Raw genomic sequence first — 15,007 nt, 5'->3', positions numbered from 1 at the left:
ACCTTGCTTTTTTATGCTTCTCTTACTGCACTTTGCATAGACACTGGCTCTTCTTTTACTTTCACTTTACGCTGCGGCACCATATTAAATACGATATTTAAAAGTACTGCTGACGCACTTCCAAGTACAATTCCGTTATCTGTTAAAATACGAATGTTTTCAGGAAGTTGTGAGAATAATGTAGGAACGACAGTAACCCCTAGTCCGATCCCGACAGAACATGCAACGATTAATAAGTTTTCTTGTTTACCAAAATCAACGCTACTTAACATTTTAATACCATATGCCATTACCATACCAAACATCGCTAACATTGCACCGCCAAGTACTGATTTCGGGATAATAGTTGTAATAGCTGCGATTTTTGGAATGAACCCAAGAACGATTAACATACCACCACAAGTATAAATAATAACGCGATTTCTTACTCCAGTTAATTGAACAAGTCCTACGTTTTGAGAGTATGTTGTATATGGGAAGGCGTTGAAAATACCACCTAACACCATCGCTAATCCTTCTGCTCGATAACCTTTTGTTAATTCTTTTTCACCGATCTTTTTATTGCAAATATCAGATAATGCGAAATATACACCTGTTGCTTCTACAATCCCTACGCAAGCAACTAAAATCATCGTAATAATTGGCGTTAATTCAAATGTTGGTGTACCGAAGTAAAATGGCTGAATACCGTGGAACCAATCCGCTTCTCCAACCGCTTGCAAACTTACTTTCCCCATAAACGCTGCAACAATTGTACCGAACAATAGACCTAGTAAAATAGAGATTGAACGAATAAACCCGTCAAAGAAACGATACATAATGATGATAAATAATAATACACCAAATGCTAACGCTAAATTCTCAAGACTACCGAAATCCTTACTTCCTACTCCCCCAGCCATATCATTAATCGCTGCTGGAACAAGTGTAACTCCAATTACGGTAACGACAGATCCTGTTACAACAGGTGGAAACAGTTTTACAAGCTTTCCAAATAATTTCGCAAAAATAACAACGAATAACCCGGCAGCAATAATCGCTCCATAAATAGAAGACACACCGTATTGTTTCCCGATTGCAATCATTGGCCCAACCGCTGTAAATGTACAACCAAGTACAACGGGAAGTCCAATGCCGAAAAAGCGATTTGATAATGCTTGTAAAATCGTCGCAACGCCGCACATTAATAAATCAATTGAGACTAAATATGTTAACTCTTTTTGATTTAAACCAAGTCCGCCGCCCACAATAAGCGGAACGATAATTGCGCCAGCATACATCGCAAGCATATGCTGCATACCAAGCGATGCGATTTTAAATGGATGTTGCTTCATCGTTTATTTCACCTCCGCAGTTTCTTGCTGTACAAATGTAACTGTGCCGTTATCAAGTGATGCAATTTCTGCTAGTGACTCAACACGAACTCCTTGTTCACGAAGCTTCTTTCCTCCATCTTGAAATGCTTTTTCAATAACAATACCAATTCCTGCAATACTTGCTCCAGCTTGCTCTACTAAACTCATTAAACCTAAAGCAGCCTGACCGTTTGCTAAAAAGTCATCAATAATTAAAACACGGTCATTTTCATCGATATGATTTCGAGATAATGAAATTTCATTCGTTTCTTGTTTCGTAAATGAATGTACGTTTGCAACGTACATATTATCTTGTAACGTTAACGATTTACGCTTTCTTGCAAAGATTACTTTTACACCAAGCTCTAATGCAGCCATAACTGCTGGTGCAATGCCTGAAGATTCAATCGTCACGATTTTTGTAATGTTCTCTTCTTTAAAACGTTTAGCAAATTCTTTTCCGATCTCTTGCATAAGTACTGGGTCAATTTGATGATTTAAAAATGCATCTACCTTTAATACGTCACCAGATAAAACCTTTCCTTCGTTCAAAATCTTTTCTTGTAATACTTTCATGTTTGTTCCCCCTCTTATGCAATAAAAAACTCCAAAAGCCGCCACCACTCGTTACAAGTGAGAGACGCGCTTTTGGAGTTTCGCAAAAAAGAATGCTAAACAAGCAAATATATTCGTCCTCACTCATAGTCAAAGTATTTACGGTACTTCGGTAGAAACTTGCAGGCCATATCCCCGCGATTATATGAGTGTAGCTAACTATTTATTTTATAGATGGATTATAACGCACTTTTTATACTTTGAAAAGCATTTCTTAATAAAACACGTACAAATTTTATAAAAACATCATTTTTGTTCGAGTTTTGTAAACTCTTACATATTATTTCAAAGTGTCGTTAAAATAATCGGCCCATCTTTTGTAATCGCAATTGTATGCTCATATTGCGCTGATAATTTCCCGTCCATCGTTCTTGCAGCCCATCCATTTAAATCTACTTTCGAATATCGCATACCTACATTGACAATAGGCTCAATTGTAATTACCATTCCTTCTTGTAGTTCAGGCCCTTGTCCTTGTTTCCCAAAATGAAAAATTGCTGGTTCTTCATGAATCTCTTTACCAATCCCGTGCCCCGTAAAGTCTCTTGCAACCGAAAAACCTTCAGTAGCTACATAACTTTCAATTGCATAGCCAATGTCTCCTACATGATTACCGATTACCGCCTGATGAATCCCTTTATATAAAGCATTCTCAGCTACTAACAATAACCTTTCTGCTTCATCAGAAACATTTCCAATTCTATACGTCCAAGCAGAATCTGAAAGACCACCATTTAAGTTTACTACCATGTCAATTGTTACAATGTCCCCCTCAGTTAAAGGAACATCAGCGGGAAACCCATGGCACATTTCAGCATTTACAGATGCACATATCGCATATGGATACCCGTTGTAACCTTTCTGCTGAGATGTTGCACCATGCTTTTCTAAATATGCTTCAACAAACGTATCAATTTCTTTTGTCGTAACACCTGGTTTCATCATTTTGGCAATTTCCCTATGACATGAAGCAAGTAATTTCCCAGATTCATGCATCAAATCTATTTCATTTTTCGTTTTAATTGTAATCATTTTACCTCTCCTTGCTAAACCTGCTATTTGCTACTAAAGTTCAATCATACACATCCTCTGTCAAAATTTCAAAACTCCCAATTACAACAAGTACAAAAATATGTATCCTATACTTCTAAATCAAAATAAAGAAACAGAAGATCCCCTCTATTTCTTAATCATTTTTACATATATAATTCATTTTCAAAAACTCAAAACAACTACCATTTGTTTTCTGTATAAACGTCCCAACAGCTTCAAACCCTGCTCTTTTATACACTTTAATCGCCCTCTCATTACATGTCGCTACTGATAGTGTTATATAATTGCAACCATATTTTTCTTTACTAAAAGCTAGTCCAGCGTTTACGAACTGTAAACCAAATCCATTTCCAGTTATATCAGGTCTCATTCCAAGACCTATATCAACCGTTCCATCATTTATTTTACAAACAGTAAAAAAACCAATGAGAGTGCCGTTTTCCTTCACAGAAAATGTATAATCTCCTCTACTCTCATTATGTAAAAACTCAGCTAAATCTTCTTCATCTGCACCTATATCGTAAAAGGAATACCTCCCTTCATAATGCCAGTTATATGCAATTTCTTCTGCTTCTTCTTGCGTCATTACTGTATATGTATAAGCCATTCTTCTATCCCCCTTGAAAAAAAAGAGCTGCAATTAAGCAGCTCTTTTTTATAACTCGTAAATCTCTCTATACTTCGCTTCTAAATAATCAGCTAAGTAGTTTGCATTTAGTCCTTCGCCTGTCACATCTTCTAAAATTTCAAGTGGCTTTTTCGTTTTACCGTATTGGTGAATATTTTCTGTTAACCATTCACGAATTGGTGTTACGTTTCCTTCTTCTAATAATGCATCAAAGTTCGGAATGTCTTTTAACATTCTTTGCTTAAATTGCGCTGCATACATATAACCAAGCGCATAAGATGGGAAGTATCCAAATGAACCACCAGCCCAGTGAACATCTTGCAATACACCTTGTGCATCGCTTTCCGGACGAATTCCTAAATATGCTTCCATCTTATCATTCCAAGCCGCTGGCAAATCCTTCACTTGTAATGTACCATCAAATAATTCTTTCTCAAGTTCATAACGAACCATGACGTGAAGCGGATATGTAAGCTCATCTGCTTCTATACGAATGAACGATGGCTTCGATTCGTTAATCGCATCATAAAACTCATCTACTGATATATCATTGAATTGACCATCGCTATACTCTTTTAATAAATCATAATTTTTCTTCCAGAATGATTTATTACGACCGATAAAGTTCTCAAAGAATAATGATTGTGACTCATGAATACCCATAGAAGTTCCACTACATAGCGGTGTACCTTCGAATTTCTCTGCAATATTTTGTTCATATACAGCATGACCACATTCATGTATTGTTCCAAACACAGCCATACGGAAATCTTTTTCGTCATAGCGTGTCGTAATACGAACATCTCCTCTATTTAATGTAATCTCGAATGGATGCACCGTTTCATCAAGACGACCTGCTTCAAAATCATAATTCAATTGCTTTAATAACTCTAATGTAAAGTTTTTTTGTTTTTCCTTTGAAAAATGTTCTGATAAAGCATTTGTCTTTAATCTCTTTTGCGACTCCGATATTTCTTTTACGAGCGGAACGATACGCTCACGAAGTTGACCAAATACGTGATCTAACACTTCTACTGTAATACCCGGCTCATACATATCTAATAATGTATTATATTTATATGTTTCGTAACCCCAATATGTAATAAATTTCTTTTTAAATTCAACTATTTGTTCTAAATACGGACGGAACATTTCAAAATCAGATTTTTCGCGAGCTTCTTCCCACACACTTTCCGCTTTCGCTTCTAATTTCACATACGCCTCGTATTCCGCTTGTGGAATTTTCTTATTTCTATCATATTCTTTACGACACTCTTCAACCATTTTCTTCGTCGTTTCAGAAAGTTTATTTTCACTTATTAAAGCTTCAAGCTCTGTTAAATAATTTCCCATCTCATCTGAAGTCGACATGACAAACACTTCTGATGAAAGCATACCAATTACTTCTGAACGCTGGTCTACACCTTTTTTAGGCGCACCTGTTCTTAAGTCCCAAAACATTAAGCTTAATGCTTCACCATAATTTTGTATCTTCTTCACTCTTCACATATGTTAAAAATTGTTTTTCTACTTCATATGTAGCTACTGTCATCGTATAAAACCTCCCTTTTCTACCTCAAACTTAATTCGACATGGAAACCTAAATTCCTTTTATAATAGAAAAAAAGCTTGGCAAGCGCCAAGCTTTCTCCTTATAATTCTTTACCTTCTACTGGTAGTACGTTTTTCACCGCTTCTATCACTTTCTCATCTTCTGTATCAGATAAGAAGATTGATATAGCCCCTTTATCGTCGCTCGTACGAATTAAACGTCCAATCCCTTGACGAAGACGTAAAATCATATACGGTACATCTACATCCCAGAATGGATCATTTACATGTTTACGCTTCGCTTCAAACACAGGATCGTTTGGAGGGAATGGTAATGACCAAATAATAACATGCGATAATGATGAACCAGGAATATCTAAACCTTCCCATAAATGAACAGCACAAAGTACAGTCTCTTCTTCATTTTGGAAACGAGAAACGAGCTGACTAATTTCTTGATCCCCTTCATATAGGAACGGAACGGACATTTGTTCTTTACTTACATATTCTTTAAACGCTGCAAGTTCTTGTGTTGTACGGAATAATACAAGTGTACGTCCATTTGTTTTCTGTATATTTTCAAGTGTATATTGACACTTTCTTTCCCATTCATTTTCTTTCGTATGCGATAGTAAGTTTACTGCCATTTGCTCTGCATAATCAAACGGTGAGGCAACTGAGAATGATAAGTAATCTTTTACCCCTAGGCTATTTGCTGTAAATGCGAATGAATCGTTGTTAGATAATGTAGCAGAAGAGAAAATATACGGAATTTTCTTCGAGAATACTTTCTCTTGTAATACTTCTTCAACTGCACGTGGCATTATCACTAACGTGAAGGCTCCATCACCTTCTTCACCCCATGTAATTACATTTTTCTCATGCATGAACAGACGAAGTGAATGTTCTAATACATCTAAATGTTCATCAACGATATTTAAATCATACGTGTTTACTGTATGCATTTCACTTTCAAATACTAATGCATCACCGACTTCACCAATTTTCGCATAAAGTCTATTCGCTTCAGCTGTTACTTTTTCTGTCACAGTAATTTCTAAACGATCAGAACCGGCGATTTCCTTTTTATTTTCTTGTAACACATCAAAGAATCGCTCTGTTTGCCAAATTGTTTCTTCTACTAAATGTGCAAACTCTTCACGAATATCATTTTGCAACAATCTTGTTAAAAGTTGCTCCATCATCGTTTGCTTTAAACGATATGTTAAAGCTTTTTGAGCTGCATATTCTACAAGATGTCCTTCATCGAATACAACGCAGCTACTTTCAGGTAATAACGGAATTTGCCCTTCACGCTTACGAGCATCGTACGTCCAAATATGATCCATGTAGAAATCTTGAGAACAAATAATTAAATCTGCCGCTTTACGATAATGTTCACGAGAAAGAGTTTGACCACAACGATGACGAGAATCACAAGTGAAGCAATCTTGGAAGTAATCCCAATTTACTTTTGACCATTCCTCATCATTTAAAAGTGGAAATTCTTTTCTGTCGCCGTAGTGAGTAAAGTTTTGCATCGTACCATGATCGAATACAAACTGTGGTAATTCGTAGTATACATCTTCAATTACTTCTGGAGCTCGTCCACTCATAACATCTTCAAGTTTACGTAAACATAAATAATTATCCATTGATTTCGCAAGTCTAACATCAACAGATAGTCCTAATGCTTCAGATAACTTAGCAATGTCTCCTTCTTCTTTCACAAGCTGCTCAATTAACGTTTCATCAGCACAAGCGATAATAGCTGGTTTTCCAGTATAACGCGCATAGCAAATTGCATATAGAAGATATACAATTGTTTTCCCTGTTCCTACACCCGCTTCTGCGAACATTACTTTCTTTTCTTGGAAAGCACGCTCTAATTGAAACGCCATAAAAATTTGTTCATCACGCTCTTCAAAGCCTTTTTCCGGAAGGATATCGTAAAACACATCTCCAATCCATTCATTCAACTTATCATAAAAATTATCTTGTTTTCCTACTTCAAATGGTAATCTCTTCTCAGTAAACATCCTTAGCCTCCAACCAAAAAGTTTTTCTATAAAAAGATATAGCAACTGCTACTCATATGTGTGCAGCCACTTTCCCCTGTTGCCATACATAGAAATACACGAAAAAAAATTTTCCTTTCGAAAAAGGAAAATTTTTTTCTATATTAATGACTTTAAATACCGTTTATCAATCGCCGTTTCGTGTGAAAGAGCTGACAAATATTCTTCTTGTGCTTTTTGTATTTCCTCTACAATCGCACCTTGGCTATCCACTTCTTTCCCGATCTCATCATACGTACGATGAATAGCTTTTTGAATCATAGATAATTGGAAACTATCCATATCACGTCCTCCTTTACGCATTACATAATAGCCAGTATATGCGCGCTGGAGGAGTTTTATACTATGAATTACGCGGTGGACGTTTTCCGAAGTATTGGTAGTAATCTGTACGGATAAATCCATTAAACAGTTTACGTTTCTTCGATGCATCTTTTCCATAACACTTTTCAAATGCTTCGTAGCTTGTTAATACGTATGCTGACCATGTATCTAATGGGCGGAATACTTGTCCCATTTCTTTGTACAATTGTTCAACGAGTGCTTTTTCACTTAAACGTTCTCCGTATGGAGGATTCGTTACAACATAGCCATAATCCTCTTTTGTCGTGAAATCTTTTACTTGCATTTGTTTAAATGTAATTAAATCACTTAAGCCCACTTCTTCTGCATTATCTTGAGCAACTCGGATCATACGATGATCAATATCTGATCCAATGATTTGTAGTGGTTGATTATAATTCGCTAAATCTTCAGCTTCTTGACGAGCTTCACGCCAGTTTTGTTTACCAACCCAGCCCCACTCATCTGATGCGAAGCCACGGTTAAATCCTGGTGCAATATTTTGTCCAATTAATGCTGCTTCAATCGGAATTGTACCTGATCCACAGAAAGGATCTACGAAAGGACGATCCGGCTTCCAGTTTGTTAACTTAATTAAAGACGCAGCCAATGTTTCTTTTAATGGGGCTTCCCCTTGATCCATACGGTATCCACGTTTATGAAGTCCAACACCACTTGCATCAATTGTTAATGTTGCAATATCCTTGAGCATTGCGATCTCGATACGGAATAACGGACCATCTTCTTCAAACCAAGTTGTACGTTTATATGTTGTTTTTAATTTTTCAACGACAGCTTTTTTAACGATACGTTGGCAATCTGAAACACTGAACAACTCAGATTTTAACGATTTACCAATTACAGGGAATTCTCCATTCTCTGGAATATAATCTCCCCAGTTTAATGCTTTCGTTTTTTCAAACAGCTCATCAAATGTTGTCGCTTTGAATTCGCCAACTTTAATTTTCACACGGTCCGCAGTACGTAACCATAAGTTCGTGCGACAAATCGCCTTTTCATCTGCTTCAAATGTTACTTTGCTGTTTTCCACTTGGCATTCATAACCAAGATCACGAACTTCTCGGGCGACTAACGCTTCAATACCCATTGCCGCTGTTGCAATTAAAGTAACTTTTCCCATTTGCATTCACCTCTTATGTATAGTTAAACAATAATTAATAGCAATTTGTCCTATTAATCATTACATTTTACGAAGAATTTTCTCATTAACCATTTTAACTCATAATTTATAACTTCATACAAATAAAAAGCCCTCCTCTAACAAAGGAGAGCTGAGTTATTTCATAGTTGGTTCATAACGTTCTGTAAGCCATGTTCTGTTCCTTTGTACTGCAAACGGCCCACGCCTCGTACTCCGGTGGCAATCATCTATCTACAGGTTATATAACCTGTCCTTTCCCATCGTTCATTTCCTTGGAAAAGATTCCCCTACCATTATTTGGGTTTCTCGCTCGTGGGGTTTACCTCGTTCCACTCCTATCATTTCTTCTAGGACTTCGTCACTGTGGCACTTTAAAGGTAGTCAAACCATATCCGAAAGGACTTAGGTTTTTTCCCTGCCGTTAAACCAGCCTTACAGCCAGAATACCCTAGCTTATGAATTGGCTAGGCACGAACACTACAGCCATCTCAGGCCGTGCGAGCATGGACTTTCCTCTACAACGTTGGCGTTGCAGCGATTACCCAAACGTTATGACATCCATTAGTATAGTGGAAACAAAAAGATTTTGCAATGTTTTTTTCTATGTAAAATGCTTTAACCTTTTTACCACTAGAAATTATTCGTATAACTTACTTCCAAATACAGCTTTTTCTAAATTAGATAGACGTTTTAAAATGTCCGTATTCGTGTTGTTATATACAGGTTGTGCAACTGGTGTTTGTACAACTGGTTGTTGTGGCACTTGCGTTGCTACTAATTTTTGTTCCTCTAATTCACGCTTTAAACGAGCATTTTGTTGCTTTAATTGATCAAACTCCTTGTGGAAAGCTTCATAGTCTTTAATGATCATATCAAGAAACTTGTCTACTTCTTCTTGCTGATAGCCTCTCATACCTGTTTTAAATTCTTTTTCTAAAATATCTTTCGCCGTTAATTTAATTTTATCCGAAATCATTTTCTTCACCTCAAATTTTTGCCAAAACTTTCATTACCTAAATTTTTTCAGAAACAATGCCTTTTGTCAATCATATATACGAGTACTATATTACATATTACTCAGCATTATTCCACTGTTCCTCTTCTATTATATCTTGTAAATCAGAAAAAAGAATAAAATAACTGTGATAATTTTCTATTTCTCCTTTTTTCTTTGCTGCTTCTACAATATATTTGGGACTCCCTGGTTTTTCTTCATCATATACAGCTAAAAGTGCATCACTTTTTTCAATAAAAAATTGATTTTTTAATTTAAATTGTTCCGGGCTTTCGTACTTCCGTTTCGTAATACTATCAATATGGTCTGCTTGAGAGAGAATACATTCGTAATATTCACGGTTATCTTCCTTCCAGCTTTCTTCTTGTTCTAAAAACGGAGTAAATACCGCTAATTTTAGATCTGGATATTCTACTTGAATTTCAAAAACAACTTCAGCAGCCCATAATTCGACTCCTAACTGCCCACTTATTATCACCCATTCCAAACCTTCTTCTACAAAAGTAGTTAATTTTCGATGCAATGCTTTTTTTATACATTCCACCCCTGGATGATCATTTTTAAATATACCAAGTTCAAATGGCTTATATCCCGTTACAGCAATAACTTTCATATCAACACTCCAATTACAAAAAAAGAACTAGCATTTCGCTAGTTCTAACATATCATTTACTTTTTAAATATTCCACCAACGTTTGGTCCAATATTCGGACCTACTGGTGATACATTGTTTGGTAAAAATGGTGATACGTTTGGTCCGAATGGTGATACATTTGGTCCTGGTCCAAATGGTGATACGTGATGCCCATGATGCCCATGATGTCCATGACCACATGGTCCACATCCGCCGCCGAACCCTGGGTCGATCGGGTCTACAACATTTACATTCGAGTTTGTTTGTGGGAAGAAGTTTTGGTTTTTAATTTGTTGATGATGAACATGTGTTGTATGCGTTGGGAAAATGTGTGGCACCACCGTTGTTGAAAAAGAATGTGTTACACACTGTTTCGTCGGATGAATGACAGGAGCAGTTGTACAGATAGGTCCTACAGGCTTATGCCCTCCAAAACAAGGATGACAATGATGCATAGTTTTTTCTCTCCTCTCTCGTTAAAAAAATCTGACTACACTTTACAATATGAGAAAAGAGAGAAAGCCGTTTGTTATATATACCCATTTATTACAAGGAAATTTGTCTAGCCTTCTGCTTTATACGTAATGCTTTTTATAGACAACCCCCAAGATTACTTACCAAAAAAACCTCCAACTTGCTTTACAATACCTGTCACTTGGTTCATCGCATTCATCATTTGTCCAGCTGTATTCATCATTTTATTTACATCATAGTTACCATCTGAGTTTTTAAATTGGGAAACAAAACTAGAAAATTGACTCGGTTGCTGTTGTTGTTTTTGTTTATTCTGCGTCGGGTACGGTTGTTTTGGTGGATAAAACATCGCTTGTTGATTTCCATAGGGAGATGGTGGTGGCATATAGTATTGTGAATTCATATAAGGTTGCTGTTGTTGATTCATATAGGGTTGCTGTTGTTGATCCATATAGGGTTGCTGCTGTTGATCCATATAGGGCTGCTGTTGTTGATTCGTATGGGGTTGCTGCTGTTGATCCATATAGGGCTGCTGTTGTTGATTCGTATGGGGTTGCTGCTGTTGTTGTGGTTGATTCATAAACGACACTTCAAATGGCTGGTAATAATTTTGATTTCCATAATTAGGCTCGAAAGGATACATATTATACCGTAAATATGTATCCGTATTATATTGGTACATATTTTGCTGTGCATATGGATTAGATTGCTGATATACGTTAGATTGTTGAAACATGCATTCTCTCCTCCTTCACATAAGTTTCTACATATATAATATGTACTTGTAAAATAATTTGTGTGGCGGAGTCTCTGTCTATTTTTGTCGGAAGTTTAAATTTTTAAAAAATTAAAAAAGAAAACCCTTCCATGCTATGATAGTGAAGAAGAAGATTCTCATGGGGGAGGAATCAACATGGTATTAGGGGATTTAAAACAAGCGTTTTCTCAAAAAAAGGGGTATTACACAGAGAATGTAAATGAATTGTTAGACTTTGCGAGACATTGGTATCTCGAAGGAAAAATATGCATTTCAGATTACCGAACATTAATAAAAGAATTAGAAATAAACGGTGCAACAAAGCCTACAACAATGACAGAAGCATAAAAAAAACAAGAGGGTTTCCCCTCTTGTTACTTACATTGCTCAATTATATTTTGCAAAGTATACGAAATCGCTTGATGTGTTTCAAAGAATCGCTTACCTTTACCTTTATTTACAAAACATTGCAAAACATTTGTCTGTAAATTATCGTACACTTGATCAATTTGCTGTACATGTATATACTTCGGTTTTTCTTCCTTAATCCATTTATAAGCTAATTCTTTCCACACTTTTAATTCCTCATCTACCATATCTACAAATGGTTTCATATCCTTATAAAAATCGTACTCAATCATTTCTCTTTTTTTCACATTCGCTTCATTATTATACTGCATGAGTTTTTCTGAAGATTGTATTAATGCTTCATACTTCATTTTATTCCCACCTTATTATGCACTCACTACGACGTTTTGAAATGCCTTCACCCAATTCCCTTTTTCTTCGTGATGCACTAATTTATTTTCCATATGCTCAATATGCATTTCTGTTATTTCTATTTTATTGCATATTTTTTCACTCGTATCCTTCAATGCATGATTCATTCTAATCCCTATATTCATTTCCAGCAAATCGAGAGAACTTAACATTTGATCCATTGTTTTCATTACATCTTCCTTCTGAACCATCGCCATATACAAAACGCCCCCTTCTTTGCTTTTCCTTTGTCATGTAATTTCGCCGAATGACTCCTCACTCCTGCTCACATGACAAAACTAGTTGTTATTCGTCAAAGAAATCATTTTGTATGTCATTTATAGAAATGGTAACAATACAAAAAGGAGGTGTATGAAAATGGCAAAGAACAAAAACGAAAAAAAGAAAAAACAAAACAAACAAAATAAACCCGAGACTGGCAACCCTAAGTTAGATGGTCCAAACTTCCCTGCTACATAAAGTGAAACTTTAATCAGCGGGGTTTTTGTTCATCCCCACTGATTATTACCCTTCTCAATCGGGCTTTTACGGGCAGTTGATCCACACCTAAATTCTTTGCTTTCACTGAATTTTGAGACGTGGGTCTTACTGCCCGGCAAGTAGCGGGATAAAGTGAGACTTTAGCGCTTTTACAAAAGCTAATTTCTGAAGCATCCTTAGTCTCTTATATTCATTACGTTTTGAGATTAAATTCTAAGCATACACGGCAGGATTACTTCACATTAAGAAGTCCCGTCTTCATTTATGAAGACGGGACTTCTTTTTTATTATATCACGAACCCATCCATCCTTTTAACAAAACGATTTACGATAGAAGCAACATAGATTTGCTTCCTCTTTCTTTTATACCATTCTGTTATATCAACTTCACCCTTATACTCTTCCAGTAGAAACAACTCATTTATTTCCTTATCTCTACAAAACCAATCTCTCATACTTATTTCCTTATGTGCAACGACAGGATAAACCTCTCTAAGGGCTGGCGTACAAGATTTTCTAGCTTCTCTTACATAATATTCATAATCTGCTCTTGATCCTGTGTGTGTAGTTTGCAATGCAAACCTATGGAATAAACTTTTATAATTCGGATGAAACAGTAACTCCGCTAATTTCTGCCCTAGTTCTATACGCTTTTGTAACGTTTCAAATTGATAAACTGAAAAACCATACATCCTCCCTTCAACAGTCGGAAAAATAACAGCACTAATATGAAGCATTTCTTGCAATTTAAAAAGTGCAGTATGGAATACATGTTTTTTAAAATATGCATTCTCAATAACTGGTTTTTGAATTTTATTTTGCTCATTTATAATAAGCGCTGTCATGAGCCTATTTATATCTTTTTTTTCCCAAAAATAAATCCATTCTTTTTCCATAAAAATTGATACGTTAAAATATTGTAACAAATGGAATAGTGATACCTGCCTCCTCTTACTTTCTTCGTATAACAATAGCTGAGGAAATGCATCTAAAAAAATAATCCAATTCGCTTCTTCATAAGTCAGAAACAAATGTTTTTTTACTGTTTGAGGTAAAACAGTAGCATAATATCTCCCTTTTAAATCAGTCATATTCCATCCCGCATTTCTCGAGACCATACTTGCTAAAAAGGCCCACCTAATTTCACTGTTCCTTACATAATATTCTTGATAAGACTGTGTTCGAGAAATGTTGTCCATATTAGCCATTTCTATTTTCCTCTTAATGTTATAAACGATTGTTTTTTCTCCGTCTGTACAAACCATATTTTTACGATATTGTTTAATTTTCTCATAATCATTCCATGTAAACATAAATAAGTCATCATACCTTTCTTCAAAAAGGTCACATCTTTTTTCATTTTTTGTTATAATCACCTTTGTAAGTAATTCTTAGCAAGTTGGGAGTGGACACACTATGACCATTCGTTACCCAAACGGAAGACGGTACAATCAAGCTTCACAACCTCATAAAACACCAATTAAAAAACATACTTATAGTAATAGAGGTATGTCCCTTGAAGAGGAATTGAATGAAACAAATGAATATTACTTAACCCATAATATTGCATGTGTACATAAAAAACCTACACCTCTTCAAATTGTAAAAGTAGATTACCCCGCTCGGAGTGCTGCAGTGGTAAAAGAAGCGTATTTTAAACAACCTTCTACAACAGATTACAACGGTGTATACAAAGGGAAATACATCGATTTTGAAGCGAAAGAAACAAAAAATAAAACCAGCTTTCCACTTCAAAACTTCCACCTTCATCAAATTGAACATATGAAGCGAGTAATCGCTCATGATGGAATTGCATTTGTTATTATTAAATTTACACTTTTTGATGAACTTTATTTACTAGATGCAAAACATATTATTGCATTTTGGAATCGTCAAAATACTGGTGGACGGAAATCGATTACGAAAGAAGAAATAGAAGAGCATGGATCTTTATTATCATGCGGTTATCACCCTCGGATTGATTATATCCGTGTACTAGACACGGTTTATTTTTCGTGATAGAGTCATCACTAAGGCTCTTTTTTCGACTTTTGGGGGAGAGAATGAAAGGTAGGAGAAAGTA

The 15,007-nt window shown here is 35.8% G+C and carries 17 protein-coding genes, 1 other RNA gene, 1 pseudogene and 1 riboswitch; of the genes and pseudogenes, 3 read left to right on the top strand and 16 right to left on the bottom strand.

From position 1 onward, the window contains the following. Nucleotides 1-11 precede the first annotated feature (11 nt). The 13 genes and pseudogenes from pbuX to QCI41_RS26445 form a co-directional block, all read right to left on the bottom strand. Nucleotides 12-1,334 (bottom strand): xanthine permease PbuX, encoded by a 1,323-nt coding sequence (pbuX, locus tag QCI41_RS26505; RefSeq protein WP_000809222.1) that lies wholly within the window; start codon nt 1,332-1,334, stop codon nt 12-14. 3 nt (nt 1,335-1,337) lie between these two features. Then, complete coding sequence (locus QCI41_RS26500; RefSeq protein ID WP_064476595.1) at nt 1,338-1,931, bottom strand: xanthine phosphoribosyltransferase; 594 nt, start codon at nt 1,929-1,931, stop codon at nt 1,338-1,340. 106 nt (nt 1,932-2,037) lie between these two features. Further along, nucleotides 2,038-2,139: riboswitch (purine riboswitch) on the bottom strand. Nucleotides 2,140-2,255: 116 nt separating this feature from the next. After that, nucleotides 2,256-3,002, bottom strand: a complete 747-nt coding sequence (locus tag QCI41_RS26495) for a type I methionyl aminopeptidase (RefSeq protein ID WP_353836275.1) — start codon at nt 3,000-3,002, stop codon at nt 2,256-2,258. Nucleotides 3,003-3,156: 154 nt separating this feature from the next. Continuing rightward, nucleotides 3,157-3,630: a GNAT family N-acetyltransferase gene (locus QCI41_RS26490; RefSeq protein WP_353836276.1), complete on the bottom strand. Its 474-nt coding sequence runs from the start codon at nt 3,628-3,630 to the stop codon at nt 3,157-3,159. Between the two features lie 48 nt (nt 3,631-3,678). After that, nucleotides 3,679-5,203, bottom strand: a pseudogene (gene ypwA, locus QCI41_RS26485) (carboxypeptidase). Between the two features lie 100 nt (nt 5,204-5,303). Further along, entirely contained in the window at nt 5,304-7,241 is a 1,938-nt protein-coding gene (locus tag QCI41_RS26480; protein ID WP_046958936.1) for an ATP-dependent DNA helicase, read from the bottom strand. A 138-nt stretch (nt 7,242-7,379) separates the two neighbouring features. Beyond that, the gene (locus tag QCI41_RS26475) at nt 7,380-7,562 is read right to left on the bottom strand and encodes a DUF3921 family protein (RefSeq protein ID WP_000376888.1); all 183 of its coding nucleotides are present in this window, start codon (nt 7,560-7,562) and stop codon (nt 7,380-7,382) included. Between the two features lie 61 nt (nt 7,563-7,623). Further along, nucleotides 7,624-8,763 carry a THUMP domain-containing class I SAM-dependent RNA methyltransferase gene (locus QCI41_RS26470; protein ID WP_000521230.1) on the bottom strand — a complete coding sequence of 380 codons (1,140 nt, stop codon included), beginning with the start codon at nt 8,761-8,763 and terminating at the stop codon, nt 7,624-7,626. Between the two features lie 180 nt (nt 8,764-8,943). Then, an RNA gene (rnpB, locus tag QCI41_RS26465) (RNase P RNA component class B) lies at nt 8,944-9,334 on the bottom strand. Between the two features lie 87 nt (nt 9,335-9,421). Beyond that, nucleotides 9,422-9,760, bottom strand: coding sequence for a cell division regulator GpsB (gene gpsB, locus QCI41_RS26460; protein WP_000622425.1), 339 nt, complete (start codon nt 9,758-9,760; stop codon nt 9,422-9,424). A 97-nt stretch (nt 9,761-9,857) separates the two neighbouring features. After that, complete coding sequence (locus QCI41_RS26455; RefSeq protein ID WP_000862919.1) at nt 9,858-10,412, bottom strand: SLOG family protein; 555 nt, start codon at nt 10,410-10,412, stop codon at nt 9,858-9,860. A gap of 56 nt (nt 10,413-10,468) precedes the next feature. Beyond that, nucleotides 10,469-10,888, bottom strand: a complete 420-nt coding sequence (locus tag QCI41_RS26450; protein ID WP_000546281.1) for a CotD family spore coat protein — start codon at nt 10,886-10,888, stop codon at nt 10,469-10,471. Nucleotides 10,889-11,043: 155 nt separating this feature from the next. Next, nucleotides 11,044-11,643 (bottom strand): YppG family protein, encoded by a 600-nt coding sequence (locus tag QCI41_RS26445; protein ID WP_353836277.1) that lies wholly within the window; start codon nt 11,641-11,643, stop codon nt 11,044-11,046. A gap of 177 nt (nt 11,644-11,820) precedes the next feature. On the opposite strand from QCI41_RS26445, the gene QCI41_RS26440 reads away from it, so the two are divergent. Then, nucleotides 11,821-12,012, top strand: coding sequence for a YppF family protein (locus tag QCI41_RS26440; protein WP_000242661.1), 192 nt, complete (start codon nt 11,821-11,823; stop codon nt 12,010-12,012). Nucleotides 12,013-12,038: 26 nt separating this feature from the next. On the opposite strand, the gene QCI41_RS26435 is transcribed toward QCI41_RS26440, so the two are convergent. Both QCI41_RS26435 and QCI41_RS26430 read right to left on the bottom strand, forming a co-directional pair. Then, nucleotides 12,039-12,383: a YppE family protein gene (locus QCI41_RS26435; protein WP_000872967.1), complete on the bottom strand. Its 345-nt coding sequence runs from the start codon at nt 12,381-12,383 to the stop codon at nt 12,039-12,041. A gap of 15 nt (nt 12,384-12,398) precedes the next feature. Further along, on the bottom strand, nt 12,399-12,641 hold the full coding sequence (locus QCI41_RS26430; protein WP_001252042.1) for a hypothetical protein: 243 nt from the start codon (nt 12,639-12,641) through the stop codon (nt 12,399-12,401). Between the two features lie 85 nt (nt 12,642-12,726). Here QCI41_RS26430 and QCI41_RS26425 point away from each other — a divergent pair, with 85 nt between their 5' ends. Then, entirely contained in the window at nt 12,727-12,903 is a 177-nt protein-coding gene (locus QCI41_RS26425; RefSeq protein WP_001982922.1) for a hypothetical protein, read from the top strand. A 308-nt stretch (nt 12,904-13,211) separates the two neighbouring features. On the opposite strand, the gene QCI41_RS26420 is transcribed toward QCI41_RS26425, so the two are convergent. Next, complete coding sequence (locus QCI41_RS26420; RefSeq protein ID WP_353836278.1) at nt 13,212-14,237, bottom strand: DUF2515 domain-containing protein; 1,026 nt, start codon at nt 14,235-14,237, stop codon at nt 13,212-13,214. Between the two features lie 103 nt (nt 14,238-14,340). Between QCI41_RS26420 and recU the strand changes: the two genes are divergently transcribed. Then, nucleotides 14,341-14,943 (top strand): Holliday junction resolvase RecU, encoded by a 603-nt coding sequence (gene recU, locus QCI41_RS26415; protein ID WP_353836279.1) that lies wholly within the window; start codon nt 14,341-14,343, stop codon nt 14,941-14,943. The last annotated feature ends 64 nt before the right edge of the window (nt 14,944-15,007 follow it).

This window comes from Bacillus cereus group sp. MG4 (assembly GCF_040460055.1).
Classification (GTDB): domain Bacteria; phylum Bacillota; class Bacilli; order Bacillales; family Bacillaceae_G; genus Bacillus_A; species Bacillus_A wiedmannii.
This window is presented reverse-complemented; position numbering and strand designations above follow the sequence as displayed.

Bases quoted from the DNA above. Each gene is read 5' to 3' on its own strand.
- QCI41_RS26430 (WP_001252042.1), bottom strand. From the start codon at position 12,641: ATGGCGATGGTTCAGAAGGAAGATGTAATGAAAACAATGGATCAAATG.
- QCI41_RS26495 (WP_353836275.1), bottom strand. From the start codon at position 3,002: ATGATTACAATTAAAACGAAAAATGAAATAGATTTGATGCATGAATCT.
- QCI41_RS26440 (WP_000242661.1), top strand. From the start codon at position 11,821: ATGGTATTAGGGGATTTAAAACAAGCGTTTTCTCAAAAAAAGGGGTAT.
- QCI41_RS26420 (WP_353836278.1), bottom strand. From the start codon at position 14,237: ATGTTTACATGGAATGATTATGAGAAAATTAAACAATATCGTAAAAAT.
- QCI41_RS26480 (WP_046958936.1), bottom strand. From the start codon at position 7,241: ATGTTTACTGAGAAGAGATTACCATTTGAAGTAGGAAAACAAGATAAT.
- QCI41_RS26470 (WP_000521230.1), bottom strand. From the start codon at position 8,763: ATGGGAAAAGTTACTTTAATTGCAACAGCGGCAATGGGTATTGAAGCG.
- gpsB (WP_000622425.1), bottom strand. From the start codon at position 9,760: ATGATTTCGGATAAAATTAAATTAACGGCGAAAGATATTTTAGAAAAA.
- QCI41_RS26475 (WP_000376888.1), bottom strand. From the start codon at position 7,562: ATGGATAGTTTCCAATTATCTATGATTCAAAAAGCTATTCATCGTACG.
- QCI41_RS26500 (WP_064476595.1), bottom strand. From the start codon at position 1,931: ATGAAAGTATTACAAGAAAAGATTTTGAACGAAGGAAAGGTTTTATCT.
- QCI41_RS26455 (WP_000862919.1), bottom strand. From the start codon at position 10,412: ATGAAAGTTATTGCTGTAACGGGATATAAGCCATTTGAACTTGGTATA.
- pbuX (WP_000809222.1), bottom strand. From the start codon at position 1,334: ATGAAGCAACATCCATTTAAAATCGCATCGCTTGGTATGCAGCATATG.
- recU (WP_353836279.1), top strand. From the start codon at position 14,341: ATGACCATTCGTTACCCAAACGGAAGACGGTACAATCAAGCTTCACAA.
- QCI41_RS26450 (WP_000546281.1), bottom strand. From the start codon at position 10,888: ATGCATCATTGTCATCCTTGTTTTGGAGGGCATAAGCCTGTAGGACCT.
- QCI41_RS26445 (WP_353836277.1), bottom strand. From the start codon at position 11,643: ATGTTTCAACAATCTAACGTATATCAGCAATCTAATCCATATGCACAG.
- QCI41_RS26435 (WP_000872967.1), bottom strand. From the start codon at position 12,383: ATGAAGTATGAAGCATTAATACAATCTTCAGAAAAACTCATGCAGTAT.
- QCI41_RS26490 (WP_353836276.1), bottom strand. From the start codon at position 3,630: ATGGCTTATACATATACAGTAATGACGCAAGAAGAAGCAGAAGAAATT.